Source organism: Aminobacter sp. BA135, assembly GCF_050859125.1.
GTDB classification, from domain to species: Bacteria; Pseudomonadota; Alphaproteobacteria; order Rhizobiales; family Rhizobiaceae; genus Aminobacter; species Aminobacter ciceronei.
The window spans coordinates 5,735,039-5,758,479 of record NZ_CP139572.1 but is presented as its reverse complement, the minus strand read 5'-3'; the positions used below and the strand labels follow the sequence as shown (position 1 = coordinate 5,758,479).

20 protein-coding genes are annotated in these 23,441 nt (G+C 63.1%); 12 read left to right on the top strand and 8 right to left on the bottom strand.

The window, feature by feature from the left end; translation table 11 throughout:
• Positions 1-80 precede the first annotated feature (80 nt).
• From cpaB to SLT36_RS27900, 7 genes are all read left to right on the top strand, one after another.
• Positions 81-896, top strand: coding sequence for a Flp pilus assembly protein CpaB (gene cpaB, locus SLT36_RS27930; protein WP_432285186.1), 816 nt, complete (start codon positions 81-83; stop codon positions 894-896).
• Positions 893-2,413 carry a type II and III secretion system protein family protein gene (locus SLT36_RS27925; protein ID WP_432285185.1) on the top strand — a complete coding sequence of 507 codons (1,521 nt, stop codon included), beginning with the start codon at positions 893-895 and terminating at the stop codon, positions 2,411-2,413. Before cpaB ends, SLT36_RS27925 begins: the two co-directional genes overlap by 4 nt.
• Before the next feature lie 101 nt (positions 2,414-2,514).
• Complete coding sequence (locus tag SLT36_RS27920) at positions 2,515-3,138, top strand: CpaD family pilus assembly protein (protein ID WP_432285184.1); 624 nt, start codon at positions 2,515-2,517, stop codon at positions 3,136-3,138.
• A 22-nt stretch (positions 3,139-3,160) separates the two neighbouring features.
• Positions 3,161-4,444 carry an AAA family ATPase gene (locus SLT36_RS27915; RefSeq protein WP_432285183.1) on the top strand — a complete coding sequence of 428 codons (1,284 nt, stop codon included), beginning with the start codon at positions 3,161-3,163 and terminating at the stop codon, positions 4,442-4,444.
• 29 nt (positions 4,445-4,473) lie between these two features.
• A complete protein-coding gene (locus SLT36_RS27910) occupies positions 4,474-5,979 on the top strand; it encodes a CpaF family protein (protein ID WP_432285182.1) in 1,506 nt (501 codons plus the stop codon).
• Between the two features lie 26 nt (positions 5,980-6,005).
• Positions 6,006-7,019 carry a type II secretion system F family protein gene (locus SLT36_RS27905; protein WP_432285181.1) on the top strand — a complete coding sequence of 338 codons (1,014 nt, stop codon included), beginning with the start codon at positions 6,006-6,008 and terminating at the stop codon, positions 7,017-7,019.
• A 4-nt stretch (positions 7,020-7,023) separates the two neighbouring features.
• Positions 7,024-8,040 carry a type II secretion system F family protein gene (locus SLT36_RS27900; RefSeq protein WP_067965719.1) on the top strand — a complete coding sequence of 339 codons (1,017 nt, stop codon included), beginning with the start codon at positions 7,024-7,026 and terminating at the stop codon, positions 8,038-8,040.
• 75 nt (positions 8,041-8,115) lie between these two features.
• On the opposite strand, the gene SLT36_RS27895 is transcribed toward SLT36_RS27900, so the two are convergent.
• Entirely contained in the window at positions 8,116-8,925 is an 810-nt protein-coding gene (locus SLT36_RS27895; RefSeq protein ID WP_192318673.1) for a tetratricopeptide repeat protein, read from the bottom strand.
• A gap of 133 nt (positions 8,926-9,058) precedes the next feature.
• Here SLT36_RS27895 and SLT36_RS27890 point away from each other — a divergent pair, with 133 nt between their 5' ends.
• The 3 genes from SLT36_RS27890 (at position 9,059) to SLT36_RS27880 (ending at position 11,824) form a co-directional block, all read left to right on the top strand.
• Entirely contained in the window at positions 9,059-10,423 is a 1,365-nt protein-coding gene (locus SLT36_RS27890) for a leucyl aminopeptidase family protein (protein WP_432285180.1), read from the top strand.
• Between the two features lie 193 nt (positions 10,424-10,616).
• On the top strand, positions 10,617-10,967 hold the full coding sequence (locus SLT36_RS27885) for a MarR family winged helix-turn-helix transcriptional regulator (protein ID WP_067967155.1): 351 nt from the start codon (positions 10,617-10,619) through the stop codon (positions 10,965-10,967).
• Positions 10,964-11,824: an NlpC/P60 family protein gene (locus SLT36_RS27880; protein WP_432285179.1), complete on the top strand. Its 861-nt coding sequence runs from the start codon at positions 10,964-10,966 to the stop codon at positions 11,822-11,824. The genes SLT36_RS27885 and SLT36_RS27880 overlap by 4 nt, the downstream gene beginning before the upstream one ends.
• Positions 11,825-12,130: 306 nt before the next feature.
• On the opposite strand, the gene SLT36_RS27875 is transcribed toward SLT36_RS27880, so the two are convergent.
• The 7 genes from SLT36_RS27875 to SLT36_RS27845 all read right to left on the bottom strand — a co-directional run bounded on the left by SLT36_RS27875 (position 12,131) and on the right by SLT36_RS27845 (position 21,568).
• Positions 12,131-13,081 carry a 2-hydroxyacid dehydrogenase gene (locus tag SLT36_RS27875; RefSeq protein WP_432285177.1) on the bottom strand — a complete coding sequence of 317 codons (951 nt, stop codon included), beginning with the start codon at positions 13,079-13,081 and terminating at the stop codon, positions 12,131-12,133.
• An 18-nt stretch (positions 13,082-13,099) separates the two neighbouring features.
• On the bottom strand, positions 13,100-14,731 hold the full coding sequence (locus tag SLT36_RS27870) for an ABC transporter ATP-binding protein (RefSeq protein ID WP_432285176.1): 1,632 nt from the start codon (positions 14,729-14,731) through the stop codon (positions 13,100-13,102).
• The gene (locus SLT36_RS27865) at positions 14,728-15,870 is read right to left on the bottom strand and encodes an ABC transporter permease (RefSeq protein WP_432285175.1); all 1,143 of its coding nucleotides are present in this window, start codon (positions 15,868-15,870) and stop codon (positions 14,728-14,730) included. The genes SLT36_RS27870 and SLT36_RS27865 overlap by 4 nt, the downstream gene beginning before the upstream one ends.
• Positions 15,870-16,976: a microcin C ABC transporter permease YejB gene (locus SLT36_RS27860; protein WP_154385926.1), complete on the bottom strand. Its 1,107-nt coding sequence runs from the start codon at positions 16,974-16,976 to the stop codon at positions 15,870-15,872. Before SLT36_RS27860 ends, SLT36_RS27865 begins: the two co-directional genes overlap by 1 nt.
• Before the next feature lie 45 nt (positions 16,977-17,021).
• A complete protein-coding gene (locus tag SLT36_RS27855) occupies positions 17,022-18,893 on the bottom strand; it encodes an extracellular solute-binding protein (protein ID WP_432285174.1) in 1,872 nt (623 codons plus the stop codon).
• Positions 18,890-20,764: an extracellular solute-binding protein gene (locus SLT36_RS27850; protein ID WP_432285173.1), complete on the bottom strand. Its 1,875-nt coding sequence runs from the start codon at positions 20,762-20,764 to the stop codon at positions 18,890-18,892. The genes SLT36_RS27855 and SLT36_RS27850 overlap by 4 nt, the downstream gene beginning before the upstream one ends.
• 153 nt (positions 20,765-20,917) lie before the next feature.
• Positions 20,918-21,568: a c-type cytochrome gene (locus SLT36_RS27845; RefSeq protein ID WP_432285172.1), complete on the bottom strand. Its 651-nt coding sequence runs from the start codon at positions 21,566-21,568 to the stop codon at positions 20,918-20,920.
• Positions 21,569-21,766: 198 nt separating this feature from the next.
• Between SLT36_RS27845 and SLT36_RS27840 the strand changes: the two genes are divergently transcribed.
• The gene (locus tag SLT36_RS27840; RefSeq protein ID WP_432285171.1) at positions 21,767-22,495 is read left to right on the top strand and encodes a 3-deoxy-manno-octulosonate cytidylyltransferase; all 729 of its coding nucleotides are present in this window, start codon (positions 21,767-21,769) and stop codon (positions 22,493-22,495) included.
• A 16-nt stretch (positions 22,496-22,511) separates the two neighbouring features.
• Positions 22,512-23,375, top strand: a complete 864-nt coding sequence (locus SLT36_RS27835) for a prephenate dehydratase (RefSeq protein WP_432285170.1) — start codon at positions 22,512-22,514, stop codon at positions 23,373-23,375.
• Positions 23,376-23,441: the final 66 nt, after the last annotated feature.

The following is a 23,441-nucleotide window of genomic DNA, read 5'->3' as shown; positions in this document are numbered from 1 at the left end:
CTGCATTAACCATAAGTTGACGATTGCCTATGCAAAGTCCGGCTTGGCTTGATGGGGTGCCAGGGCGAGGTTTCGGACAAATGGCTGCATCGCGACTGATGATACTGGGCGTAGCGGTCGCTGCCGCAGGCGGCGCCGGTTTTGTCGCCAAGAACATGTCGGCACCGCCGCCGGCCGAGGTCATTGTCGAGTCCGGCCCACAACAGCCACAGATTGCCCTTACGGATGTTCTGGTGCTGACCGCCGACGTGCCCATGGGTGGCACCGTCGAAAACAACATCGGCTGGCAGCCCTGGCCCAGTGACGGCGTCAATCCCAATTTCATTACCCGGGATGCCGAGCCACAAGCGCTCGACAAGTTCAAGGCCTCTGTGGCGCGACTTGCCATGTATAGTGGCGAGCCGCTGCGCAAGTCCAAGCTGATCGGCGAAGGCCAGAGCTTCATGTCGGCGGTCCTGCCGTCCGGCATGCGCGCTGTCGCCACCACGATCTCCGCCGACACTTCGGCCGGCGGTTTCATCCTGCCCAACGACTATGTCGATGTCATCATGACGCGCCGCGCCGACGCATCGAAGTCCGGCGGCGGCTTCACCACCGAAACCATTCTCAGCAACATCCGCGTCCTGGCCATCGATCAGGCCATCCAGGAGGATGAGGAAGGCAAGAAGGTCAAGGTTGGCGAAACCGCAACGCTCGAGCTTACGCCGCAGCAGGCCGAAATCATCACCGTGGCGCAGCAGATGGCTGACCGACTGACACTGGCGCTGCGTTCGGTTGCCGACACCCAGCAGAAGAACCTCGCCGAGGCCGATTATCTGGTTTCCGGCTCAGGCAAGCGCGGAACGGTGCGGCTCATCAAATCTGGCGAGATTTCTGAATCGGGAGCACGGAAATGAGGTCCTGCATCAGACTTCTGGCGACCGCTGCCACAGCCCTTGGCATCCTGGCCGGCGGCTCCCTTGTTGCCAATCTCGCCCCGGCTTCCGCAGCCCAGGCCAAGGTCGGCTCGAACACGGCAAACAGCCAGCGCGTCAAGCTGGGGCTCAACAAGTCGGTTGTCATCGACCTGCCGAGCGACGCCTATGACATCCTCGTCGCCAACCCGGCCGTTGCGGACGCCGTCACCCGTACGGCGCGGCGCATCTACCTGTTCGGCAAGGCGGTCGGCGAAACCAATATCTTCGTTTTTGGCCCCAATGGCGAGCAGATCGTCAGCCTCGATCTCGCTGTCGAGCGCGACGTTGCCGGCCTTGAGGATTACATCAAGCGCTTCATCCCCAGTGCCGACATCAAGGTCGAACTGCTGAACGACAACGTCGTGCTTACCGGCACCGTCGACACCCCGCTCGATGCCAAGCGCGCCGTCGACCTGGCGACGATCTTCGTTACAGGCGGTGAGGCGACGACCGGTCAGTATTCGCAGACCGCCTCTGGCGGATCCCAGAACGGCGGCGTCGATATCGACAACCCCGACCAGACGCGCCAGAAGAGCAAGATCGTCAACCTGCTCCAGATCGTCGGCGACGATCAGGTGATGCTGAAGGTCACCGTCGCCGAAGTCAGCCGCAACATCATGAAGCAGCTCGGCGTCAACATGCTGGCGAATGGCGGCGCAGACGGCATTAGTTGGGGCATAGCAAACGCCGCGACAGGCGGTCTGGGCGCGCCGTTGTCGGGCGAAAACTTCTCATTTATTGGCAAGAATGGCCTTCAAGCCTCGATCAGCGCCATGGATCAGGCTGGTGTCCTGAAAACCCTTGCCGAGCCGACCTTGACGGCAGTCTCGGGCGAGCAGGCGACTTTCCGCGTTGGCGGCGAGTACAACATGTTGCGAGAGGTTTCGGCGCCAAAGAAGAACGACCAGGGCGTCGTCACCGACCCCGGCGGCCTCCGCTACGAGACGATGGAATATGGCATCAGCCTTGAGTTCAAGCCTGTCGTGCTCTCGCCTGGGCGCATCAGCCTGAAGGTTCGGACGGCGGTCTCCGAACCGACAAATGAATCACCGGGCGCCAGTGGCAGCAATCCTATGTTGCCATCCCTGCGCAAGCGCCTCGCCGATACGACGGTCGAACTTCCGTCTGGCGGATCAATGATGATTGCCGGCCTCGTTCGCGATGACGTCAAGCAGATCATGGGCGGGGTTCCCGGCCTGTCGAAGGTGCCGATCCTTGGGACGCTGTTTCGCAGTCGTGACTTTATCCGCAACGAATCCGAGCTGGTCATCATCGTGACCCCATATCTGGCGCGCCCGGTCGCACGCAATGAACTCGCCAAGCCCGACGACAATTTCAGCATCGCCAGCGATGGCGCAGGTATTTTCCTCGGCCGCGTCAACCGGGTCTACGGCACGATGAAAACCGACAAGCCCATGGGCCGCTACCACGGCGTCGTCGGCTTCATTTACAAATGAGCGGGGATAGGGGCATGTCTCAGGCAATCTTCACACGTACCGCCGACCGCGACAGACCGGTCAATGCGCGCTTCCTTGGTTCACTGCTTGCAGCTGCTGCGGTGGCCTTGCTGGCAGGCTGCGCCAATCGCGACAGCGTCGTCGTCGGCTCGATCCCCGACGACTACCGCACCAATCATCCCATCGTCATTGCCGAGAAGAACCAGACCCTGGACATCCCGGTCGGTGCTGGTGATAGCGGCATTACCAGAGGGCAGAGGATCACTTTCGAAGGGTACCTGCAGCATTATGATCGCAATGCGGCCCCGACGCTGACGATCATGACCCCTGCGGGCGGGGCCAACGACGCCGCAGCTTCGAGGACTGCCCGTGGCTTGATGAACGTCGCGATGAAGGCAGGCGTTCCCAGAAACCGGATCGCCATCACCCGCTACCAGAGCGAGTACCCCGAAGCATCGTCACCCATCCGCGTTGTTTACGCGGCGATGAGGGCGCAGACGGGCCGCTGCGGCACCTGGCCGGCGGATATCGCCGACACGACCGAGAACAAACTCCACGCCAATTTCGGCTGTTCCTATCAGAACAATCTCGCGGCGCAGATCGCCAACCCGGCAGACCTGCTCGGGCCACGCAAGCAATCCGAGATCGATGCCGAAAACCGCAACGTGGTGATCGACCAGTATCGAAAGCCGCCGGCTCCCTGGGATCCGGAAACATTCTATTGATGGGATTTGGGGGCAGTCAGACATGAGCAATCTCGCCTACGATTCCCCATCCGATGGGGCCGAGCTGTCGCAGCATGATCTTGACGTCATGCAGACCTTGAGGCCCGTGCCCCGCATTTCGATCCAGGCCTTCTGCGAGACCGACAGCGTCGCTGGCCCGATCGGCCGTGCGGGCGAAGACCGCCGCATGGCAAAGGCCCATCTCCAGGTCCATATGGGCGGTATCGAAACCGCCATCGAGGTCTACAGCGGCGCACCGACCCCGAATCTGATCATCCTGGAGTCGCGCAGCGAACCCAAGAGCTTGCTTGAGGCGTTGCATCGGCTGTCGGAATATTGCGACCCGAGTTCCAAGGTGGTGGTCATCGGCCATTACAACGACGTCGCGCTCTATCGCGAGCTGATCCGCTCAGGCATCTCGGAATATGTCGTGGCGCCTGTCTCCACCGCGGATGTCGTCAGCGTCATCTCCTCGATCTTCGTCGACCCCGACGCAGAGCCGATCGGACGCTCGATTGCGTTCGTCGGCGCCAAGGGTGGCGTGGGTTCCTCCACCATTGCCCACAACGTCGCCTGGGCGATGTCGAGCCTGTTCAAGTCCGAGGTTGTCGTCGCCGACCTCGATCTGGCCTTCGGCACCGCCAACATCAATTTCGACCAGGACCCGGCCCAGGGCATCGCCGAGGCGGTGTTTGCGCCGGAACGTGTCGACGAGGTCTATCTGGACCGCCTGCTGGCCCAGTGCGCCGAGCATCTGTCGCTGCTTGCGGCACCCTCGACGCTTGAGCGCGTCTATGATTTCGACGCCGAGGCCTTCACTTCGATCATCGACACGGCCCAGCGCAGCTCGCCGATGCTTGTGCTCGACGTACCCCATATCTGGAGCGGCTGGAGCAAGAACACGCTGCTTCGCGCCGATGAAGTGGTCATCACGGCAACGCCCGAGCTGGCCAATCTGCGCAACACCAAGAACATGGTCGATATGCTGAAGCGGCTGCGGCCCAACGATCCGCCGCCCAGGTTGATTCTCAACCAGGCCGGGGTGCCGAAACGGCCTGAGATCACCGCCAAGGATTTCGCCGAGCCGCTTGGCATCTCGCCGTTGGCGGTCATCCCGTTCGACCCGCTGCTGTTCGGTAATGCCGCCAACAATGGACGCATGCTGGGCGAGATGGATGCCAAGAACTCGGTCGTCCAGACGATCAATGAGATCGCCCATGTTCTCACCGGCAGGTCCGAGGCCAAGGCCAAGAAGGCGTCCGCGCTCGGTGGAATTCTCAGTCGGCTGAAAGCCCGCAAGAAGTGATGCCAGTGCGGCGGAGGTGTTAGTCGATCATGTTTGGCAGGAGAGGCAACGACGACGGCAATCGCCCCACGCCGGGGTTCCGTCCGCTCGCAACGACGCCGCCCCCCGCGGCATCGCCACAGGCCGCCGACACGCTGGTTGCTCCACGCCCCGCGGCGCCTGCGCCGGCTGCACCGGTAGCCGCGCCGCGGCGTAATTTCGAGCCGACGCCCTCCTTTGCGCCAGAGCCGCGCAAGGCGCAGCGCGAGCGCAGCGAAAGCTACTACGACACCAAGAGCCAGGTGTTCTCGGCGCTGATCGACACCATCGACCTGTCGCAGCTTGCCAAGCTCGATCCTGAAAGCGCGCGTGAAGAAATCCGCGACATCGTCAACGACATCATCGCGATCAAGAACTTCGCGATGTCGATTTCCGAGCAGGAAGAGCTGCTTGAGGACATCTGCAACGACGTGCTCGGCTACGGCCCGCTCGAACCGTTGCTGGCGCGCGACGACATCGCTGACATCATGGTCAACGGGGCCAAGAACGTCTACATCGAAGTCAACGGCAAGGTCGAGCAGACCTCCATCCGCTTCCGCGACAACCAGCAGCTGCTCAACATCTGCCAACGCATCGTCAGCCAGGTCGGCCGCCGCGTCGACGAATCCTCTCCGATCTGCGATGCGCGCCTGCCCGACGGCTCGCGCGTCAACGTCATTGCGCCGCCTTTGTCGATCGATGGCGCCGCCCTCACCATCCGCAAGTTCAAGAAAGACAAGCTGACGCTCGATCAGCTCGTCAAGTTCGGCGCGATCTCGCCACACGGCGCCGAAGTGCTGAAGATCATCGGCCGCGTCCGCTGCAACATCATCATCTCGGGCGGTACGGGTTCTGGCAAGACGACGTTGCTCAACTGCCTGACCAACTACATCGACCGCGACGAACGCGTCATCACCTGTGAGGACTCGGCGGAACTGCAACTGCAGCAGCCGCATGTCGTGCGCCTCGAAACGCGCCCGCCCAACCTGGAAGGCGAGGGCGAGGTGACGATGCGCGACCTCGTCAAGAACTGCCTGCGCATGCGGCCCGAGCGCATCATCGTCGGCGAAGTGCGCGGACCGGAGGTGTTCGACCTTTTGCAGGCGATGAACACCGGCCATGACGGTTCGATGGGCACCATTCACTCCAACAGCCCGCGCGAGTGCCTCAACCGTATCGAAGCAATGATCGCCATGGGCGGATATTCGCTGCCGCAAAAGACCGTGCGCGAGATCGTCGTCGGCTCGGTCGATATCATCATCCAGGCCGCCCGCCTGCGCGACGGTTCGCGCCGCATCACCCACATCACCGAGGTGATTGGCATGGAAGGCGACGTCATCATCACCCAGGACCTGGTGCTCTACAACATCAAGGGTGAGGACCAGAACGGCAGGCTCATCGGCAGCCACGTCTCGACGGGCATCGGCCGGCCGCATTTCTGGGATCGTGCTCGCTACTACGGTGAGGAAGCACGTCTGGCGACCGCACTCGAAGCCATGGAAAAGGCTTCGGATTGACATGCACAGGATGAGGATCTGACGCCATGTTCGGCCTCGACGCCATGATGCTGATCTTCGTCATACTGGCCGGCTTGAGTGCCGGCGCGGTCGCCTATGCCTTCCTGTTCAACAGGATCGAGACCCAGGCCAACACCGACCGTCGCATGGCCTTGGTCAGGCAGACGGAGTCGGACAAGTCGGTGGTCAAGGCCTCGCGCGACCGGGTCGCCGAAGTCGCCAAAAGGCGCAAGTCGGTCCAGGATACTCTCAAGGAGCTCGAGGAAAAGCAGAAGGCCAAGGACCGCAACATCAAGAAGCCGCCGCTGCGCGTGCAGATCAGACAGGCCGGCATGTTGGTCACGATCGAGCGCTTCTACGTCTATTCGGCGATCTGCGGTCTCGTCGTTACGTTGCTGATCTATCTGGCGGGCGCGCCGCTGATCCTTCTGCCTGGCGCGCTGCTTGCCGGCAGCATTGGCTTGCCCAGGTGGTTCGTATCCTTCCGTCGCGGCCGCCGCGTCAAGCAGTTCCTCGAGGAATTTCCCAATGCGCTCGACATCATCGTGCGCGCCGTGAAGTCAGGTCTCCCGCTCAATGATGGTATCCGCCTCATCGCTTCGGAATCGCCCGAACCCGTTCGCGGCGAATTCCGTCGCATGGTCGAGGCCCAGCAGGTGGGCATCTCCATCCCGGACGCTGCCTTGCGCATGACCGAGACAATGCCATGTCCCGAAGCCGGCTTCTTTGGCATCGTCATCCAGATCCAGAGCCAGGCGGGCGGCAATCTCTCCGAAGCGCTGGGCAATCTGTCGCGCGTGCTGCGCGACCGCAAGAAGATGAAAGCCAAGATCCAGGCGCTGTCGATGGAAGCCAAGGCCTCGGCCGCGATCATCGGCTCGTTGCCGGTCGTTGTCGCCGTGCTCGTCTTCTTCTCGAGCCCGAACTACATCATGCCGTTGTTTGTCACGAGCACCGGCCACCTCATCCTCGGCATTTCAGGCGTGTGGATGGCGATCGGCATCTTCGTGATGCGCAAGATGATGAACTTCGAGGTCTAGGCCGATGACGGACCAGGTTGTCAAATCGCTTACCGATCCGTCCTTCCTCATCGCGCTGCTCGTCGCGATCGCGGTGTTCGCGACTGTTTTCACCGTCCTGCCGTCGTTGAGCGGAAATCCGCTCAAGGGGCGCATGAAGGCGGTGGCTCTGGAGCGCGACGAGCTGCGCGCCAAGCAACGCATGCGCCTTGCCGCCGAAGCCGACCGCCGCCACAAGGGCCTGCGCGAGCAGCAGTCGATCGGTATGCGCAACATCGTCGAGCGGCTCGACCTGCGCCGGGCACTCGTCGACGAAGCGACGCTCAACAAGCTGAAGATCGCCGGTTTCCGCGGTCAGAACCCGCTGACGCGCTTCCTGTTCTTTCGTCTGGTCCTGCCGTTCGTTGGCCTGATGCTGGGCATACTCTACATCTTCGTGCTTGGCGCGTTCCCCGATAAGCCGTTCCTGATGAAGGTCTTCATCTGCATCGTCCTGGCATATGCCGGCTTCTACGCACCGGTGCTTTACGTCAACAACCGTGCCACCAAACGCAAGCAGTCGATCCAGGCGGCCTGGCCGGATGCGCTGGATTTGCTGTTGATCTGCGTCGAGTCGGGCATGTCGGTGGAATCGGCGCTCCGCAAGGTTGCGGACGAGATCGGCGCGCAGTCTGTCGATCTCGCCGAGGAGTTCGTGCTCACCAATGCCGAGCTGTCCTACCTCACCGAACGCCGTCAGGCCTATGAAAACCTGGCCGGCCGTACAGGGCTTGATTCGGTCAAGTCCATCACTCAGGCGCTGATCCAGGCCGAGCGTTATGGTACGCCCGTCGCGCACGCGCTGCGCGTCCTGGCGGCCGAAAGCCGCGACATGCGCATGAACGCTGCGGAGAAGAAGGCGGCCGCACTGCCGCCCAAGCTGACCGTGCCGATGATCCTGTTCTTCCTGCCGGTGTTGTTTGCCGTCATCCTCGGCCCAGCCGGCATGCAGATCAGTGAGCGCGGCCTGATGGGCGACAAGCAGCAGTCAAGCAGCGAATAGGGCAGCCCCCTTCATCGAGGCACAAAAAAAAGCCGCGTCATGACGCGGCTTTTTGCATTGGGTCAGACGGTTCCGTCAGTTCTTCTTCGACTTGTCGTCCGCCTTGATCTGGTTCCATGCGTTCTGCTGGGCCAGCATGCCCCTGAGGTAGCTGACATTGGCCTGCGCTTGCTCGGGCGAAAGCTCCTGGCTGGCAATCTGTTCGGCCTCGTCGAAGCGGCCCTGGAGCCCGACGGCAAGCGCCAGGTTCTGGCGCACGCGGCTGTCGGCGTCAGGCTGCGAAGCGGCCGAGCGGAGATAGGTCTCGGCCGATTTCAGGTCGCCTTCGAGCACATAGGACATGCCGAGATTGGACAGCACCGACGGCTCGTTCGGCTTGAGGTCGAGCGCCTTGCGATAGAGACCGCGCGCATCCTGGGTCTGGCCAAGCTGGTCGAGGATCGCGGCTTCCGCCGACACCAGCTTCCAGTCGGGATACTCAGGTGTCTGGGCGCGGCGCACGGCATCGAGCGCCGGCTGGAATTGTCCCGAGGCGGCGAGCGCCTTGCCATAGGCTGCGAGCACGTCTCGATCCTTGGGATAGCCGATGGCGAGCTTGCGCATCACCGCCAGCGACTGGTCGGTCTGACCCTTGATCTGCAACGCCGAGGCATATTGCAGTGCCACCGGCTTGTTGTTGGGGTCGCTGGCATAGGTCCGGCCGATCTGGTCGACGGAGCCGCCGATCGCACCCGTCGACATTGTGTCGACCGCTTTGCCGCGTCCGATCGAGCCGGTCGTCATCCTGGAGGCGCCGCAGCCGGCGACGCTTGCCATCAGCAGCGTCAGCAAAGCCATTCGGGCGAGGCGTTTTCCCGTTGCGTTCATCGAGCGATTGGTCAACATCGGCGACGGGTCTCCATTCGTTCGCGTGGCCGTTCACAGGCCATTTCCCCGCTTTGGAGAAATATTCTGTTAACCCTAACGGATGGTTAAGAACGCCTGACGGCACAGCCATCCGAGACTGAAGGAAGCCGAAATGCCGGTCGAACTGTTCGAGCAAAAGCCCTCCGACGCACTGCCGATCCACCTCGTCGCCAAGGGCGGTCTCGAAAGTGCCGGGCTTTCTCAGGATGTCCTGGCTTGGGCCAATGCCAACGGCTTTGCCGGCGAGGCCGGCAAGCTGCTGGTGCTCTCCGGCACGGACGGCAGGTTGGCGGGCGCGCTGTTCGGCACCGGCAAAGGCGATAGCGGCCTGGCGTTCGGGGCGCTTGCGCGAAGTCTGCCGGAGGGCAACTGGCATTTCGCCACAGCGCCGGCGCAGCCCGAACTGGCAGCCCTTGGCGCTGCTCTCGGTGGCTATGCTTTCACGCGCTACGGCAAGAAGCCGGGCAGGGCGCTCGGCCTCGAGGTGCCCGCGGGCGTCGATGCCGCAAGGCTGAACCGCATCGTTGATGCGGTGTTCCTCGTCCGCGACCTCGTCAACACGCCGACCAACGACATGGGGCCGTCGTCGCTCGAGGCTGAAGTAAGGAAGCTGGCCGGCATCCATGGCGCCGAGGTCAGGGTCACGCTTGGCGACGACCTGCTCAAGCACAATTTTCCCATGATCCATGCCGTCGGCCGCGCCTCGGACGATGCGCCGCGCCTGATCGACCTGAACTGGGGTTCCCAGGATGCGCCAAAGGTCACGCTCGTCGGAAAGGGCGTCTGCTTTGACACCGGCGGCCTCGACATCAAGCCGGCATCGAGCATGCTGTTGATGAAGAAGGACATGGGCGGTGCGGCCAACGTTCTCGGTCTGGCCTCGATGATCATGGCGGCGAGGCTCAACGTCAGGCTGCGCGTGCTGATCCCGGCGGTCGAGAACGCGATCTCGGCCAACGCCTTCCGGCCGGGCGACGTGCTGCAGAGCCGCAAGGGCATATCAGTCGAGATCGGCAATACCGACGCCGAGGGCCGGCTGGTGCTGGCCGATGCGCTCGCCCTTGCCGATGACGAGCAGCCGCAAATGCTGATCGACATGGCAACGCTGACGGGTGCCGCGCGGGTGGCTCTCGGCCCCGACCTGCCGCCTTTCTACACCGACGACGAAGCACTCGCTGCCGATCTTGCCGCCGCATCGGTCGCCGTCGAGGACCCGATGTGGCGCATGCCTCTGTGGAAGCCTTATGATTCGAAGCTGTCGTCGAAGATCGCCGACATGAACAACGTCACCACAGACGGTTTCGCCGGCTCGATCACCGCCGCCCTGTTCCTCAAGCGCTTCGTCGAGAAGACGCCAGGCTGGGCGCATTTCGACATCTTCGCCTGGAACCCGAGCGATCGTCCGCACGGTCCGACCGGCGGCGAAGCCCAGGCCATCCGCGCGCTGGAAAAGGTCATTTCGGCACGGTTTGGGTGAAATTGCCCTCATCCTTACCCTGTCCCGTAACGCTGGAGGGGGCATCGGCGTAGCCGCTTATCCTTCTCCCGTACTGCGGGGAGAAGGCGCTGGCAGGCGGATGAAGGGCGGTGCGAGATATCCGCCTTGCCCGCGCCGCAAATTCCTCATTAAATGAAACGGAACCGAAACAAATCTAATGGATGCTGGCGTCATGCCGATCGCGTTGCGTCCGAGCCAGTCGCTGAGACTGCTGCAGCAGTTTTCCCTGTCCGAGGTGCGCGACGACGCACCCGACCTGACATTGCGCCAGATGGCGATCCTGCTCACCATTTACCTCGACCCGCCGCCGCACACGGTGCGCGGGTTGGCAGCTCGCCTTGGTGTCAGCAAGCCCGTTATCACCCGCGCCCTCGACACCATGGGCGCGCTCAAGCTGGTGTCGCGCCACCGCGACGAGAGCGACAAGCGCAACGTGCTCATCCGGCGCACTGTTGAAGGCGCGCTCTATGTCGAGCGATTGGGCGATGCTATCATTGCCAAAGCCATGGAGCTTCCGATTTGACCGCCCGCGACAGCCGCCTTCACGCCTTCCGACCCGATCTCGCCGACGCCCGCCTGCAAGGCGAGGTCACCGCCGAGCGCTTCGTCGCCGGCCGTCCGGCGCGCATTTCCGCATCGGTCGCCGACGTCCGCAAGGCACCGCGACCCGATTCCGGTCTCAACACCCAGCTGCTTTTTGGCGACGAGGTCGTTGTCTTCGAGGAAGCCGAAGGCTTTGCCTGGCTCCAGGCTGAGCGCGACGGTTATGTCGGTTATGTCTCGTCAGGCGATCTTGCACCACGCGACGCGGAACCGACCCATGTCGTCACCGCCTTGCGCAGCTTCGTCTATCCAGGTCCAGACATGAAGTTTCCGCGCAATGGCCAGCTCTCCATCGGCTCGCAGGTCACCATTACCGGCTTCGCCGAAACGCGCGGCACGCGCTACGGGCTGCTGCCGTCGGGCGAGGCCGTGGTGCTGCAGCACCTGACGCCGCTCGGCACCACATCGGAGGATTTCGTCGCTGTTGCCGAAAGGCTGATCGACACGCCTTATCTTTGGGGAGGTTTCAGCGCCTTCGGCATCGATTGCTCGGGCCTCGTCCAGCTGTCGATGCGCATGACAGGCCGCAACGTGCTGCGCGATTCCGACATGCAGGAGGCGTCGCTTGGCACCCCGGTCGATGCAGGTGCCAATTTTTCCCAGCTGCGGCGCGGCGACCTGGTCTTCTGGAAGGGGCATGTCGCAATCATGACCGATGGCGAAAACATGATCCACGCCAACGGCCACACCATGACTGTCGCCCGCGAAGGCCTGCGCCAGGCCATCGACCGTATCGGCTACCTCTATGGTGGGCCGACCAGCTTCCGGCGACCGTGAGGGGCAATCAGCTTCGGGCGGTTTCGGGCTTTGTGATCGTGGAGAAGCGCTCCGCGCCTTGCGTTTTCCTGCTTTGGCAATTGATGGGGCTCGGAGCCGCCGTCATCTCGGAAACTGGAGCGCAGGTTATCCGGGACCCATTGACCGGACCATCGCCAAGCACGGCCGGGTCTTCGTCCCAGCGACAGTCCTGAATGCATCCGCGAACCCAGACCCCGGCCGCGCCGCAATGGCTCCCGGGTCGCTACGCTCGCCTGGGACGACGGGCGCGACTAGCGTGCCCACAAGGGAGGAGTGACGGCGCATTCAATAGCCGGCGTTGCGGTCGACCACGTTCTCCAGCGCAGCCCCGCGTTCAAAGGCTTCCATCTGGCCAAGCATCGGCGCCACCAGATGCGCGGGGTCCGAGGTCGCCGCCGCGTGCGGGGTGACGAACACCTTGGGGTGGTTCCACAGTGGGCTGGTCTTGGGCAAGGGCTCGACCTCGAACACGTCGAGGCTGGCTTCCTTCAGTGTGCCGTCGTCGAGCGCGCGCAGGATGTCGGCGTCGCGCTGCAGCTTGCCGCGCCCCGCATTGATCAGCACGGCTCCGCCGAGGCCGTTGCGCCGGCGCAGTTCCTTGAGCAGGCCATAGTTGATGATGCCCTTGGTCGTGTCGGTCAGCGGCAAAAGCACGACGAGGATGTCGGTCGCGTTGAGGAACGGCACCAGCCCGGCATCGCCGGCAAAAGTGTTGATGCCGGCAAGTTCCTGCGGCCGACGACTCCAGCCATTGATGCGGAAGCCGACTGCCTTGAGCACGTCGGCTGCGGCGCGACCGAGATTGCCCATGCCCATGATGCCGACGGAGATGTCCTCGGCTGGCCGCTGCGGCGGCTCGTGCCAGGCTTTCTTGGTCTGCTGGGCGCGGTAGAGCTGGCCCTGGCGATGATGGTCGAGCACCCGCCACAGCACATACTCGCTCATGTGCTGGCTGAGATTGTCGGCAACCACGCGCACGATCGGCACATCGGGCAGGCCGGGGTCGGCAAAGACATGGTCGACGCCGGCGCCAATCGAAAAGATCGCCTTGAGGTTCGGCAGCTTGGCGAGCGTGCCGGGCTTCTGCTTCCACACAACCGCATAGTCGATCGAAGGGTCGGCTGCGCCATCGGGTTCGAGCACCACCTCGCGCGCCGCCGACAGCAGCTCATACCAGCGCTGCGGGTTGAACCCGGTGATCGAAAGAAGGATCTTGCCCTTGGCCCTTGTCGACATGCTCTTCCCTTGCGCCTGCTATTCGCTGACCACACCTGTCGGCGCCGTCTCGATCCGGAATGCCGCCGAGATCAGCGCCCGAGTGTAGTCGGTTTGCGGGCGCTCGAAAATCTGTTCGGAGGGTCCCGCCTCAACCACCTTGCCATTGCGCATGACGATGACCTCGTTGGCCAGCGCCCGCACCACCTTGAGGTCGTGGCTGATGAACAGATAGGCAAGGTCGTGCCTGGCCTGCAGGTTGCGCAGCAGGTCGACGACCTGTGCCTGCACGCTCATGTCGAGCGCCGAGGTCGGCTCGTCGAGCATGACGAAGCGCGGCTTGAGCACCATGGCACGTGCGATGGCGATGCGCTGGCGCTGGCCGCCGGAAAACTCGTGCGGATAGCGGAAGCGCGTCTCGGGATCGAGGCCGACCTCACGCAGCACATCGACGACCTTTTGGTCGCGTTCCGCCACCTTCAGCCGGGGCTCGTGGATCTTGAGTCCCTCTTCGATGATGTCGGCCACCGACATGCGCGGGCTGAGCGAGCCGAACGGGTCCTGGAACACGATCTGCATCTCGCGGCGCAGCGGGCGCATGGCGCTGAAGCTGAACTTGTCGATCTCGCGGCCTTCGAAATCGATCCGCCCCTGCGACGAGATCATGCGGGTCAAGGCAAGCCCCAGTGTCGTCTTGCCGGAACCGGATTCGCCGACGACGCCGACGGTCTGGCCGGCGCGCACCGCAACGTCGATGCCGTCTACGGCCTTCACGTGGTCGACGGTCTTGCGGAAGAAGCCCTGCTTGATCGGGAACCACACCTTGACGTCCGAGCCCTGCATCACCGTCTTGGCCGACACATCGACAACCGGCGGTTTGCCCTTCGGCTCGGCAGCCAGCAGGTGGCGCGTGTAGCTGTGCTGCGGATTGTCGAAAATCTCCTTCGTCGGCCCGCTTTCGACGATCTGGCCCTTGGTCATGACGCAGACCCGGTCGGCGATGCGCCGGACGATGCCGAGGTCATGGGTGATGAACAGCATCGACATGCCCTTGCGGGCCTTCAGCTTGGCGAGCAGCTCGAGAATCTGGGCCTGGACCGTGACGTCGAGCGCCGTCGTCGGCTCGTCGGCGATCAGCAATTCCGGTTCGTTGGCCAGCGCCATGGCGATCATCACGCGCTGGCGCTGGCCGCCGGAGAGCTGGTGCGGATAGGCGTCGAGGCGCTTCTTGGGGTCGCGGATGCCGACCTCCTCGAGCAGTTCGAGCGTGCGCGCCTTGGCCTGCCGCTCGCTCATGCCCTGGTGCAGCGACAGCACCTCGACGATCTGCTGCTCGATCGTGTGCAGCGGGTTGAGCGAGGTCATCGGCTCCTGGAAGATCATGGTGATCTTGTTGCCGCGCACCTTGCGCAATGCGTTCTCGTTCAGGGAGAGCAGGTCCTGGCCGCCAAACATCATCTTGCCTGAGGGGTGGCTTGCCGGCGGATAGGGCAGGAGCTTGAGCACCGACAGGGCCGACACCGACTTGCCGGAACCCGATTCGCCAACCAGCGCCACCGTCTCGCCCTTGGCGATGTCGAAGGAGATGTGGTCGACGGCTATCGTCGTCTTGCCGCCCTGGCTGAAGGCGACCGACAGGTCCTGGACGGAGAGGAGAGGGGCGGCGCTCACTTGAACGTCTTCCTTGGATCGAAGGCGTCGCGGGTCGCCTCGCCGATGAAGATCAGCAGCGACAGCATCACCGAGATGACGACGAAGCCGGACAGACCGAGCCACGGCGCGTTGAGATTGCGCTGGCCTTGCTTGAGCAGTTCGCCGAGCGAGGCCGAGCCGGGCGGCAGGCCGAAGCCGAGGAAGTCGAGCGACGTCAGCGTCGAGATCGAACTGTTGAGGATGAAGGGCAGGAAGGTCAGCGTCGCCACCATGGCGTTGGGCAGCAGGTGGCGGAAGATGATGGTGCGGTTGGGCACGCCGAGCGCTCGCGCGGCGTTGACGTATTCGAAATTGCGGGCGCGCAGGAACTCTGCCCGCACCACGCCGACCAGCGCCACCCAGGAAAACAGCAGCATCAGACCAAGCAGGATGAAGAAGCCCGGCGGCAGGATCGCCGCGACGATCAGCAGCAGATAGAGCACCGGAATCGCCGACCAGATTTCGATGAAGCGCTGGAACAGAAGGTCAGTCCAGCCGCCGAAATAGCCCTGCATGGCGCCTGCGGTCACGCCGATCAGCGCCGAGCCGGCGGTCAGGATCAGGCCGAACAGCACCGAGATGCGGAAGCCGTAGATGACGCGGGCGAGCACGTCGCGGGCCTGGTCGTCGGTGCCGAGCCAGTTCCAGTTGCCGACAGTGCAGTTGGGATCGTCGACGCCAAGCGGATAGCGTTGGCACCGCACGTCCTTGGCATACATCCAGGACGGCTTAGCGGGTGCCGCCTCGGGGATTTCGTTGTTGGTGGTGCGGTAGGAATAGCGGACCGGCGGCCAGATCGCCCAGCCATTGGCCGCGATCGCCTCCTGCACCACCGACATACGGTAGTCGGTAACAGGCAGGAAGCCCTCGTCGCCGAGGAAGGTCTCCTCGCCATAGTCGCTGACGACAGGCGAGTAGAATTCACCCTTGAAGCGGATCAGAAGCGGCCGGTCGTTGGCGATCAGTTCGGAGAACAGCGACAGCATGAACAACACGAGGAAGATCCACAGCGACCAGTAACCGCGGCGGTTGGCCTTGAAGCTCAGCCAGCGCCGCTTGTTGATCGGCGAGAGCCAGGGCCGCTTGACCGGCACGGATACGGTGTCGACCGCCGACATCAGACGTCCCTCCGTTCGAAATCGATGCGCGGGTCGATCCAGGTGTAGAGCAGGTCGGAGATCAGGGCGACGAACAGCCCCATCAGCGAGAAGATGTAGAGATTGGCGAACACCACGGGATAGTCGCGGTCGAGCACGGAACGGAAGCCGAGCAGGCCGAGCCCGTCGAGCGAGAAGATGTTCTCGATCAAGAGCGAGCCGGTGAAGAAGGCGGAGATGAAGGCACCCGGGAAGCCGGCGATGACGATCAGCATGGCATTGCGGAAGACATGGCCGTAGAGCACCCGGTGCTCGGACAGGCCCTTGGCGCGTGCGGTGACGACATACTGCTTGCGGATCTCGTCCAGAAACGAGTTCTTGGTGAGCAGCGTGGTGGTGGCGAAGGCTGACAGCACGAGCGCCGTTAGTGGCAGCGCCAGATGCCAGAGATAATCGAGCACTTTGCCGCCGAGTGAGAGCTGGTCGAAATTCTCCGAGGTCAGGCCGCGCAGCGGGAACCAGTCGAAGAACGAACCGCCGGCAAACACCACCATCAAAAGGATGGCGAACAGGAAGGCCGGGATGGCGTAGCCGATGATGATGATACCGCTGGTCCAGATGTCGAAGCTCGAACCATCCTTGACCGCCTTGCGGATGCCGAGCGGGATCGAGATCATGTAAGACAGGAGCGTGATCCAGATGCCAAGCGAGATCGACACCGGCATCTTCTCAAGGATCAGGTCGAGCACCGAGACGTCGCGGAAGTAGCTCTCGCCGAAGTCGAAGCGGATGTAGTTCCACAGCATCATGAAGAAGCGTTCGAGCGGCGGCTTGTCGAAGCCGAATTGCTTTTCAAGCTTGGCGATGAACTCCGGATCGAGGCCTTGCGCACCGCGGTACTTGGACGAACCTTCACCACCCGCTGGATCGAAATTGTTGTTACCGCCGAGATCGCCGCTGCTGCCCGACAGACGGTCGGCGGCGTCGCCGCCCTGGCCGGTCAGCTTGGCGATGACCTGCTCGACCGGCCCGCCCGGCGCGAACTGGATGACGGCAAACGAGATCGCCATGATGCCGAACAGGGTCGGGATCATCAGAAGGATGCGGCGGAGGATATAGGCGCCCATCAGGCGAAGCCCCTCGAACGGAGCGTGGGTTCAGTCCTAGAAATCTCAGGTCTTGCCAATACGTGCAGCCTTGTCCTTGTCGAACCACCACATCGCCTCGACGGGAAAGCCGAAGTCCGGCTTCGGCTCCTTGTAGCCGAACATGTCCCAGAAGGCGGCGCGGTGATTCGCCGAAAACCAATTTGGAATCCAGTCTTGCCGGGCGCGCAAGAGCCGGTCGAGCGCGCGCATGGCAACCGTCAGCGTTTCGCGATCCTTGGCCGCACCCACGGCGTCGATCAGCGCGTCGACGGCAGGATCGGCAGTGCCGGGCAGATTGGTCGAGCCCTGCAACTTGGCCGAGCGCGAGTGGAACAGCCCGTCGATCTCGTCGCGGCTGGGCGTCGCCGAAAACCCGGCCGCCGCCGAAATGGCATCGTAGTCGAAGCTTGTCTGCCGGGCCTGATACTGGGTCGAATCGACCAGGCGCAGCGTAGCCTCGATGCCGATCGCCTTCATGTTTTCGGCCCATGGCGAGTACACACGCACGAAAGCGTCGTCGTCGACGAGGATTTCGAGCGTCAGCGCCTCGCCCTTGTCGTTGCGCAGCCTGCCATCCTTGCGGACCCAGCCGGCGTCGGAGAGCAGCTTCGACGCCTGGCCGAGCAGCTTGCGGTCGCGGCCCGAACCGTCCGAATGCGGCTGTAGCACGGCTTCGCCGAAGGTCTCGTCGGGGATGCGGCCGCGGAACGGTTCGAGCAGCGCCAGTTCGGCTGGCGAGGGCAGGCCCTCGGCCTTGTAGGCCGATTTCTCGAATGTCGACTGCGAGCGTTCGTAGGAACCATAGAACAGGTTGCGCTTCGTCCATTCGAAATCGAAGCACAGGGCAATTGCCCGGCGCACGCGGGGATCGCGGAAACGCACGCGGCGCTGGTTCAGCGCCATCGCCTGCATCGTTGGCCGCTTTTCGCTGGGAAACTCGCGCTTGATCACCTTGCCTGCCGTGAGGGCGGGGAAATCGTAGCCGGTGGCCCAGATGCGCGCCGTGGCTTCCTGGCGGAAATGGATGTCGCCTTTCTTGAAGGCTTCGAACGCTGCCTGCCGGTCCTGGTAGAATTCGACACGGATGCGGTCAAAATTGTAGAGGCCGCGGCTGACCGGCAGATCGCGGCCCCAATAGTCGGCGACGCGCTCGTATTCGATGGACTGGCCGGGCGACACGCGGCCGACCTTGTAGGGGCCTGAACCGAGCGGCGCCTTGAGCTCCGACGCGTCGAAAGGATGGGTCTCGAAGAAGGCCTTGGCCGGAATAGCGTAGGTCGCGATGTCCAGGATTGTCAGATCCGACTGCTTGCCGTCGAAAGTCAGCCGCAGCGTATGCGGGTCGAGCGCCTTCGCCTCCTTGAGATGGCTGAGCGGCAGAAGCAGGTTGGGATGCCCGTCCTTCTTGAACAGATCGAAGGCAAAGACCGCGTCGTCGGCGGTGAACGGCGTGCCGTCGTTGAAGCGCGCCTCGGGACGCAGCGCGAAGTCGAAGCTGTTGCGGTCGTCGGAAATCGTCACCGAACTGGCGAGCAGGCCGTAGATTGCATCGGGCTCGTCGATCGCCCGCACCATCAAGGAATCGTAACAAAGCTCCATGCGCGGCGGCGCGTCGCCCCTGGCGACGAAGGTGTTGAGCGTGTTGAAAGTCAGCGGGCTCTGGTTGAAGTACCAGTAGTTCGGCGAAAAATTGAATGTGCCGCCCTTGGGCGCGTCGAGATTGACGAAGTCGAAATGGCTGAAGTCGGGGCCGTATTTCAGGTCGCCGAAGGCCGACAGCCCGTGCAGTCCGGTGCCGGTCGGGCTCGCCGCGAAGGCGCGCCCCGGGATGAAGGGGGCGGCCGCTGCAGCTGCGCCGAGCGCGAGGAAGTCCCTGCGGGGGAGGCGCGCGCTCAATTGACGCCCTTGTATTTGGCGGCCAGCGCCGCTTCCTTGTCCTTGTCGATCCACCATGAGTTGATATCAGCGCCGATGAAGCCCGGCTGCTTGTCGGGAATGCCGAACTTGTTCCAGTAGGCCAGCCACAGCACCGAGCGGTGGTATTGCGGCACGACGTAATAGTTCCACAAAAGGATGCGATCGAGCGCGTGGGTGGTAGCCAACAGGTCGTCGCGGTCGGAGGCGAAGATGATGCGCTCCACAAGCGCATCGATCACCGGATCGTTGATGCCCATGATATTGCGCGAACCGGGCTTGTTGGCGGCCTTGGAGCCCCAGAAGTCGCGCTGTTCATTGCCTGGCGACGACGACTGGTTGAGGGTCGTCGTCGTCACATCGAAATCGTAATTGTCGATCCGGTTGACGAACTGGCTGGTGTCGACCATGCGCAGCGTGGCATCGATGCCGAGCCGGCGCAGGCTGTCGATGAAGGGGCTCGCTATGACCTCGTCGGTGGCGTCCTTGCCGAGGAACTCGATTTTGAACTGCTCGCCCTTGTCGTTCATCAGCTTGCCGCCCTTGGCGCGCCAGCCGGCCTCGGCGAACAGGCCGATCGCCTGCCGGAGATACTGCCGCTCGGCCTGCGGCGTGTCGTAGACCGGCAGCTTGAACTCCTCGGTGAAGAGTTCTGGTGGCAGCTTGTCCTTGTACTGCGTCAAAAGCTCCAGTTCCTTGCCGGTGGGCAAGCCGCTCGAGGCCAGGTCCTGGCCCTGGAAATAGCTGTTGGTGCGGGTGTTGAGCCCGAAGAACAGGGTGCGGTTCATGTATTCGAAATTGTAAGCCAGCGTCAGCGCCTGCCTGACGCGGCGATCCTGGAACTGCGGGCGGCGCAAATTGAGCGCATAGCCTTGGAACGGCTCGCCCGATGTTGTCTTGAATTCCTTCTTGATGACGTCGCCCGCCTGGAGGGCGGGGAAATTATACTGCGTCGACCAGCGCCGCGAGCTGTTCTCCGGCTTGATGTCCTCCAGGCCGCCCTTCTTGAAGGCTTCCCATTCGGCGTTGTCGTCGAGGAAATAGGCATAGCGGCGCTTGTCGAAGTTGTTGCGCCCGACATTGACCCCGACATTTGCGCCCCAATAGTCGGGCACGCGGGTCCAGACGATCTCGGTGCCGGGTTTGAAGCTCTCGACCTTGTAGGCGCCCGAGCCCAACGGAATCTCGAGCGTCGGCCGGGTGATATCGCGCTTCTTTCCCGCAGCGTCGGTTCCTTCCCACCAGTGCTTGGGCAAGACCACCAGGTCGCCCATGATCTTGGGCAGTTCCCGGTTGCCTTTCTGGTTGAAGCGGAAGGTCACCTCATGTTCGCCCGTCGCCACCGCCTCGGTCACGTTGACGTAGTACTGGCCATATTGCGGGCTGTTGGCCTTCAGGACATTGAAAGACCAGATGACATCATCGGTCGTGATCGGCTGGCCGTCATGCCATTTGGCGCGCGGGTCGAGCCGATAGGTCGCGTAGGAGTAGTCGGCCGGAAACTTGTAGGCATCGGCGATCATCGGGTGGCTGGTGCTGGGCTCGTCTATCGACTGTTCCATCAGCGTTTCATAGATCAGTCCGCCGCCAAAGCCGACAAAACCGGCTGCCGGCAAGCCCTTGACGATGTAGGGATTGAAGCTGTCGAAGGTGCCCGGCGTCGTCGAGTTCAGTGTGCCGCCCTTGGGCGCGTTCGGATTGACGAAATCGTACTGCTTGAAATCCTGGCCGTATTTGGAAACGCCGTTCAGGGTTGACGAGGTCTGCCATTCCTGGGCGTTGGCAGGTGCCGTCGACAGGGCCGCAATGGCGAGACCTGCAATCGCAAGAAACCTGGTCAGGCAAGCCTTCATCAAAATCCCCTTCGCCCGGTGCTTCGCGACACTCTAATTCATTCCCGGCGCATGGAAACCGGCCGTTCGACAAATGTCGTCTTATGTTTGCGCCAGGCAACAAAAAAGCCGGGCTAAACCCGGCTTTTTCAAGATGCGAAGATTACAAATCGCTTAGTGAGCGGTGGCCGGAGCGGCGCCCTCTGCAGGAGCCGCAGGGGCCGCGCCTTCAGCCGGAGCTGCGGCAGGCGTGGCGGCCGGAGCGGCGTCAGCCGCGGGCAGGGGGGCCGGGCTGTCCGACTGCGAATTCAGGTAGGCGATCAGGTTTGCGCGCTCGTCATCCTTCTTGATGCCGGCGAAGCCCATCGCAGTGCCCTTGATGAAGCCCTTGGGCGACGTCAGGAAGTGGTTGAGGTGCTCGAAGTCCCAGACGACCTTGCCGCCTTCGGAGAACTCCTTCATCGCGCCCGAATAGCCGAAGCCCTCGTGCGAGGCGATCGGACGGTTGACCACGCCCCACAGATCCGGACCGACCTTGTTCGGGCCGCCCTTCTCGATCGAGTGGCAGGCGGTGCACTTCTTGAACACGGCAGCACCCGCCTCGGCGTTGGCGCTGGCCAGCAGCTGGGCGACCGGTACGGCAGCCGGAGCAGCCTCGCCGCCGCCGGCACCTGCGCCGCCTTCTTCAGCGGCTTCGATGGCAAAGCCGGGCTTTTCGGGGACCGGCGCAGCAAAGATCGCGTCCGACACCAGCGAGATGGAGAACACCACAAAGGCAGTACCCAGCAGACCGCCAAGCACCTTGTTCATTTCAAATGAGTCCATACGCCCCTGGCTCCCTTATCCGGCCGATCGCCGTCCTCTGCGACCGCTGCCGTTCGTCGGTATCGTCTATCGCCCGGCTGGCCGGGTCAAATCGCGCGGAAACTAGGTCTTTTGCTTGCCGGTTGCAACACCTATAAGGGCCCTTCCAGTGAGACCTTTTGACACTTTCCAACACCATTTAGAAACAGTCGCCAAGCCATGTCCACCCTTGTCCTTATCCCTGCCCGCATGGCCTCGACACGCTTGCCCGGCAAGCCATTGGCCGATATCGCCGGCCGCCCGATGATCGTCCATGTGGCGGCGCGCGCTTCGGAATGCGGGCTCGGCCGCGTGGTCGTGGCGACCGACAGCGACATGGTCGCGGAAACGGTGCGGGCGCACGGCTTCGAGGCGGTGATGACACGCGCCGACCATGAGTCGGGTTCGGACCGCATCTTCGAGGCACTGACGACGCTCGATCCGAAGGGTACGGTCGACACCGTCGTCAATGTCCAGGGTGACCTGCCGACGATCGATCCCGCGATCATCCAGGCAGCACTTCGGCCGCTGGAGGAACGGGCGGTCGACATCTCGACGCTCGGTGTCGAAATCACCCGTCACGAGGAAAAGGTCGATCCCAACGTTCCCAAGATCATCGGCTCGCCACTGTCCGCTCAGCGGATGAGGGCACTCTACTTCACCCGTGCGACGGCGCCCTGGGGCGACGGCCCGCTCTATCATCATGTCGGGCTTTATGTTTACCGCCGCGCAGCACTCGAACGCTTCGTCGGGCTCGGCCCGTCGCCGCTGGAAAAGCGCGAGCGTCTCGAGCAGCTGCGCGCGCTGGAAGCCGGCATGCGCATCGACGTCGAAATCGTCGACACGGTGCCGCTGGGCGTCGACACGCCGGAGCATCTCGAACGCGCGCGCGAACTTCTCTCGAACTAGAACAGACAGGCCGACCATGCCGACGACGACCAACAATATTTCCTTCCAGGGCGAGCCGGGCGCCAATTCCGACACCGCCTGCCGCAACATGTTCCCCGACATGGAGCCGCTGCCCTGCGCGACCTTCGAAGATGCCTTCAACGCGGTGGAGACCGGCAAGGCCGATCTCGCCATGATCCCGATCGAGAACACGATCGCCGGCCGTGTCGCCGACATCCATCACCTGTTGCCTGAATCGAAGCTGCACATCGTCGGCGAGTATTTCCTGCCGATCCATTTCCAGCTGATGGTCCTGCCGGGCGTTCAGCGCTCCGAGATCAAGACCGTGCACAGCCACATCCACGCGCTCGGCCAGTGCCGCAAATACATCCGCAGGAACAGCTGGAAGCCGGTGATCGCCGGTGACACCGCGGGTGCCGCCAAGCTGGTGTCCGAGGTCAAGGACCGGACGATGGCGGCGCTCGCGCCGCGTCTCGCCGCCTCGCTCTATGGCCTGGACATACTGGAAGAGAATGTCGAGGACACCGACAGCAACGTCACGCGCTTCGTCGTCCTGACCAAGAACAAGCAGTGGGTCGAGCGTCCGAGCCAGGACGCCAAGATGATGACGACTTTCATGTTCCGCGTCCGCAACGTGCCGGCGGCGCTGTACAAGGCGATGGGCGGCTTCGCCACCAATGGCGTCAACATGACCAAGCTGGAGAGCTACCAGCTCGGCGCTTTCACGGCGACGCTGTTCTACGCCGACATCGAGGGCCATCCGGAGGACCCGGGTGTCACCCACGCGCTGGAGGAGCTGCGCTTCTTCTCACGCGAGGTGCGCATCCTCGGCGTCTACCCGGCGAGCGATTCCCGGGAGGCGTGGCAGGTCGCCGACTGAGCGACTGAGCATTTCAGTCAGCCCTCGTCCACCCAGGCGTGGATGAGCTGGTAGGCGATGGCATGT

Excerpts from the sequence above, each read along its gene's own strand:
- SLT36_RS27875 (WP_432285177.1), bottom strand. The coding sequence starts at position 13,081 with ATGTCGACAAGGGCCAAGGGCAAGATCCTTCTTTCGATCACCGGGTTC.
- SLT36_RS27850 (WP_432285173.1), bottom strand. The coding sequence starts at position 20,764 with ATGAAGGCTTGCCTGACCAGGTTTCTTGCGATTGCAGGTCTCGCCATT.
- SLT36_RS27845 (WP_432285172.1), bottom strand. The coding sequence starts at position 21,568 with ATGGACTCATTTGAAATGAACAAGGTGCTTGGCGGTCTGCTGGGTACT.
- SLT36_RS27905 (WP_432285181.1), top strand. The coding sequence starts at position 6,006 with ATGTTCGGCCTCGACGCCATGATGCTGATCTTCGTCATACTGGCCGGC.
- SLT36_RS27885 (WP_067967155.1), top strand. The coding sequence starts at position 10,617 with ATGCCGATCGCGTTGCGTCCGAGCCAGTCGCTGAGACTGCTGCAGCAG.
- SLT36_RS27860 (WP_154385926.1), bottom strand. The coding sequence starts at position 16,976 with ATGGGCGCCTATATCCTCCGCCGCATCCTTCTGATGATCCCGACCCTG.
- SLT36_RS27865 (WP_432285175.1), bottom strand. The coding sequence starts at position 15,870 with ATGTCGGCGGTCGACACCGTATCCGTGCCGGTCAAGCGGCCCTGGCTC.
- SLT36_RS27835 (WP_432285170.1), top strand. The coding sequence starts at position 22,512 with ATGCCGACGACGACCAACAATATTTCCTTCCAGGGCGAGCCGGGCGCC.
- SLT36_RS27900 (WP_067965719.1), top strand. The coding sequence starts at position 7,024 with ATGACGGACCAGGTTGTCAAATCGCTTACCGATCCGTCCTTCCTCATC.
- SLT36_RS27925 (WP_432285185.1), top strand. The coding sequence starts at position 893 with ATGAGGTCCTGCATCAGACTTCTGGCGACCGCTGCCACAGCCCTTGGC.
- SLT36_RS27915 (WP_432285183.1), top strand. The coding sequence starts at position 3,161 with ATGAGCAATCTCGCCTACGATTCCCCATCCGATGGGGCCGAGCTGTCG.
- SLT36_RS27840 (WP_432285171.1), top strand. The coding sequence starts at position 21,767 with ATGTCCACCCTTGTCCTTATCCCTGCCCGCATGGCCTCGACACGCTTG.
- SLT36_RS27895 (WP_192318673.1), bottom strand. The coding sequence starts at position 8,925 with ATGTTGACCAATCGCTCGATGAACGCAACGGGAAAACGCCTCGCCCGA.
- SLT36_RS27890 (WP_432285180.1), top strand. The coding sequence starts at position 9,059 with ATGCCGGTCGAACTGTTCGAGCAAAAGCCCTCCGACGCACTGCCGATC.
- cpaB (WP_432285186.1), top strand. The coding sequence starts at position 81 with ATGGCTGCATCGCGACTGATGATACTGGGCGTAGCGGTCGCTGCCGCA.
- SLT36_RS27910 (WP_432285182.1), top strand. The coding sequence starts at position 4,474 with ATGTTTGGCAGGAGAGGCAACGACGACGGCAATCGCCCCACGCCGGGG.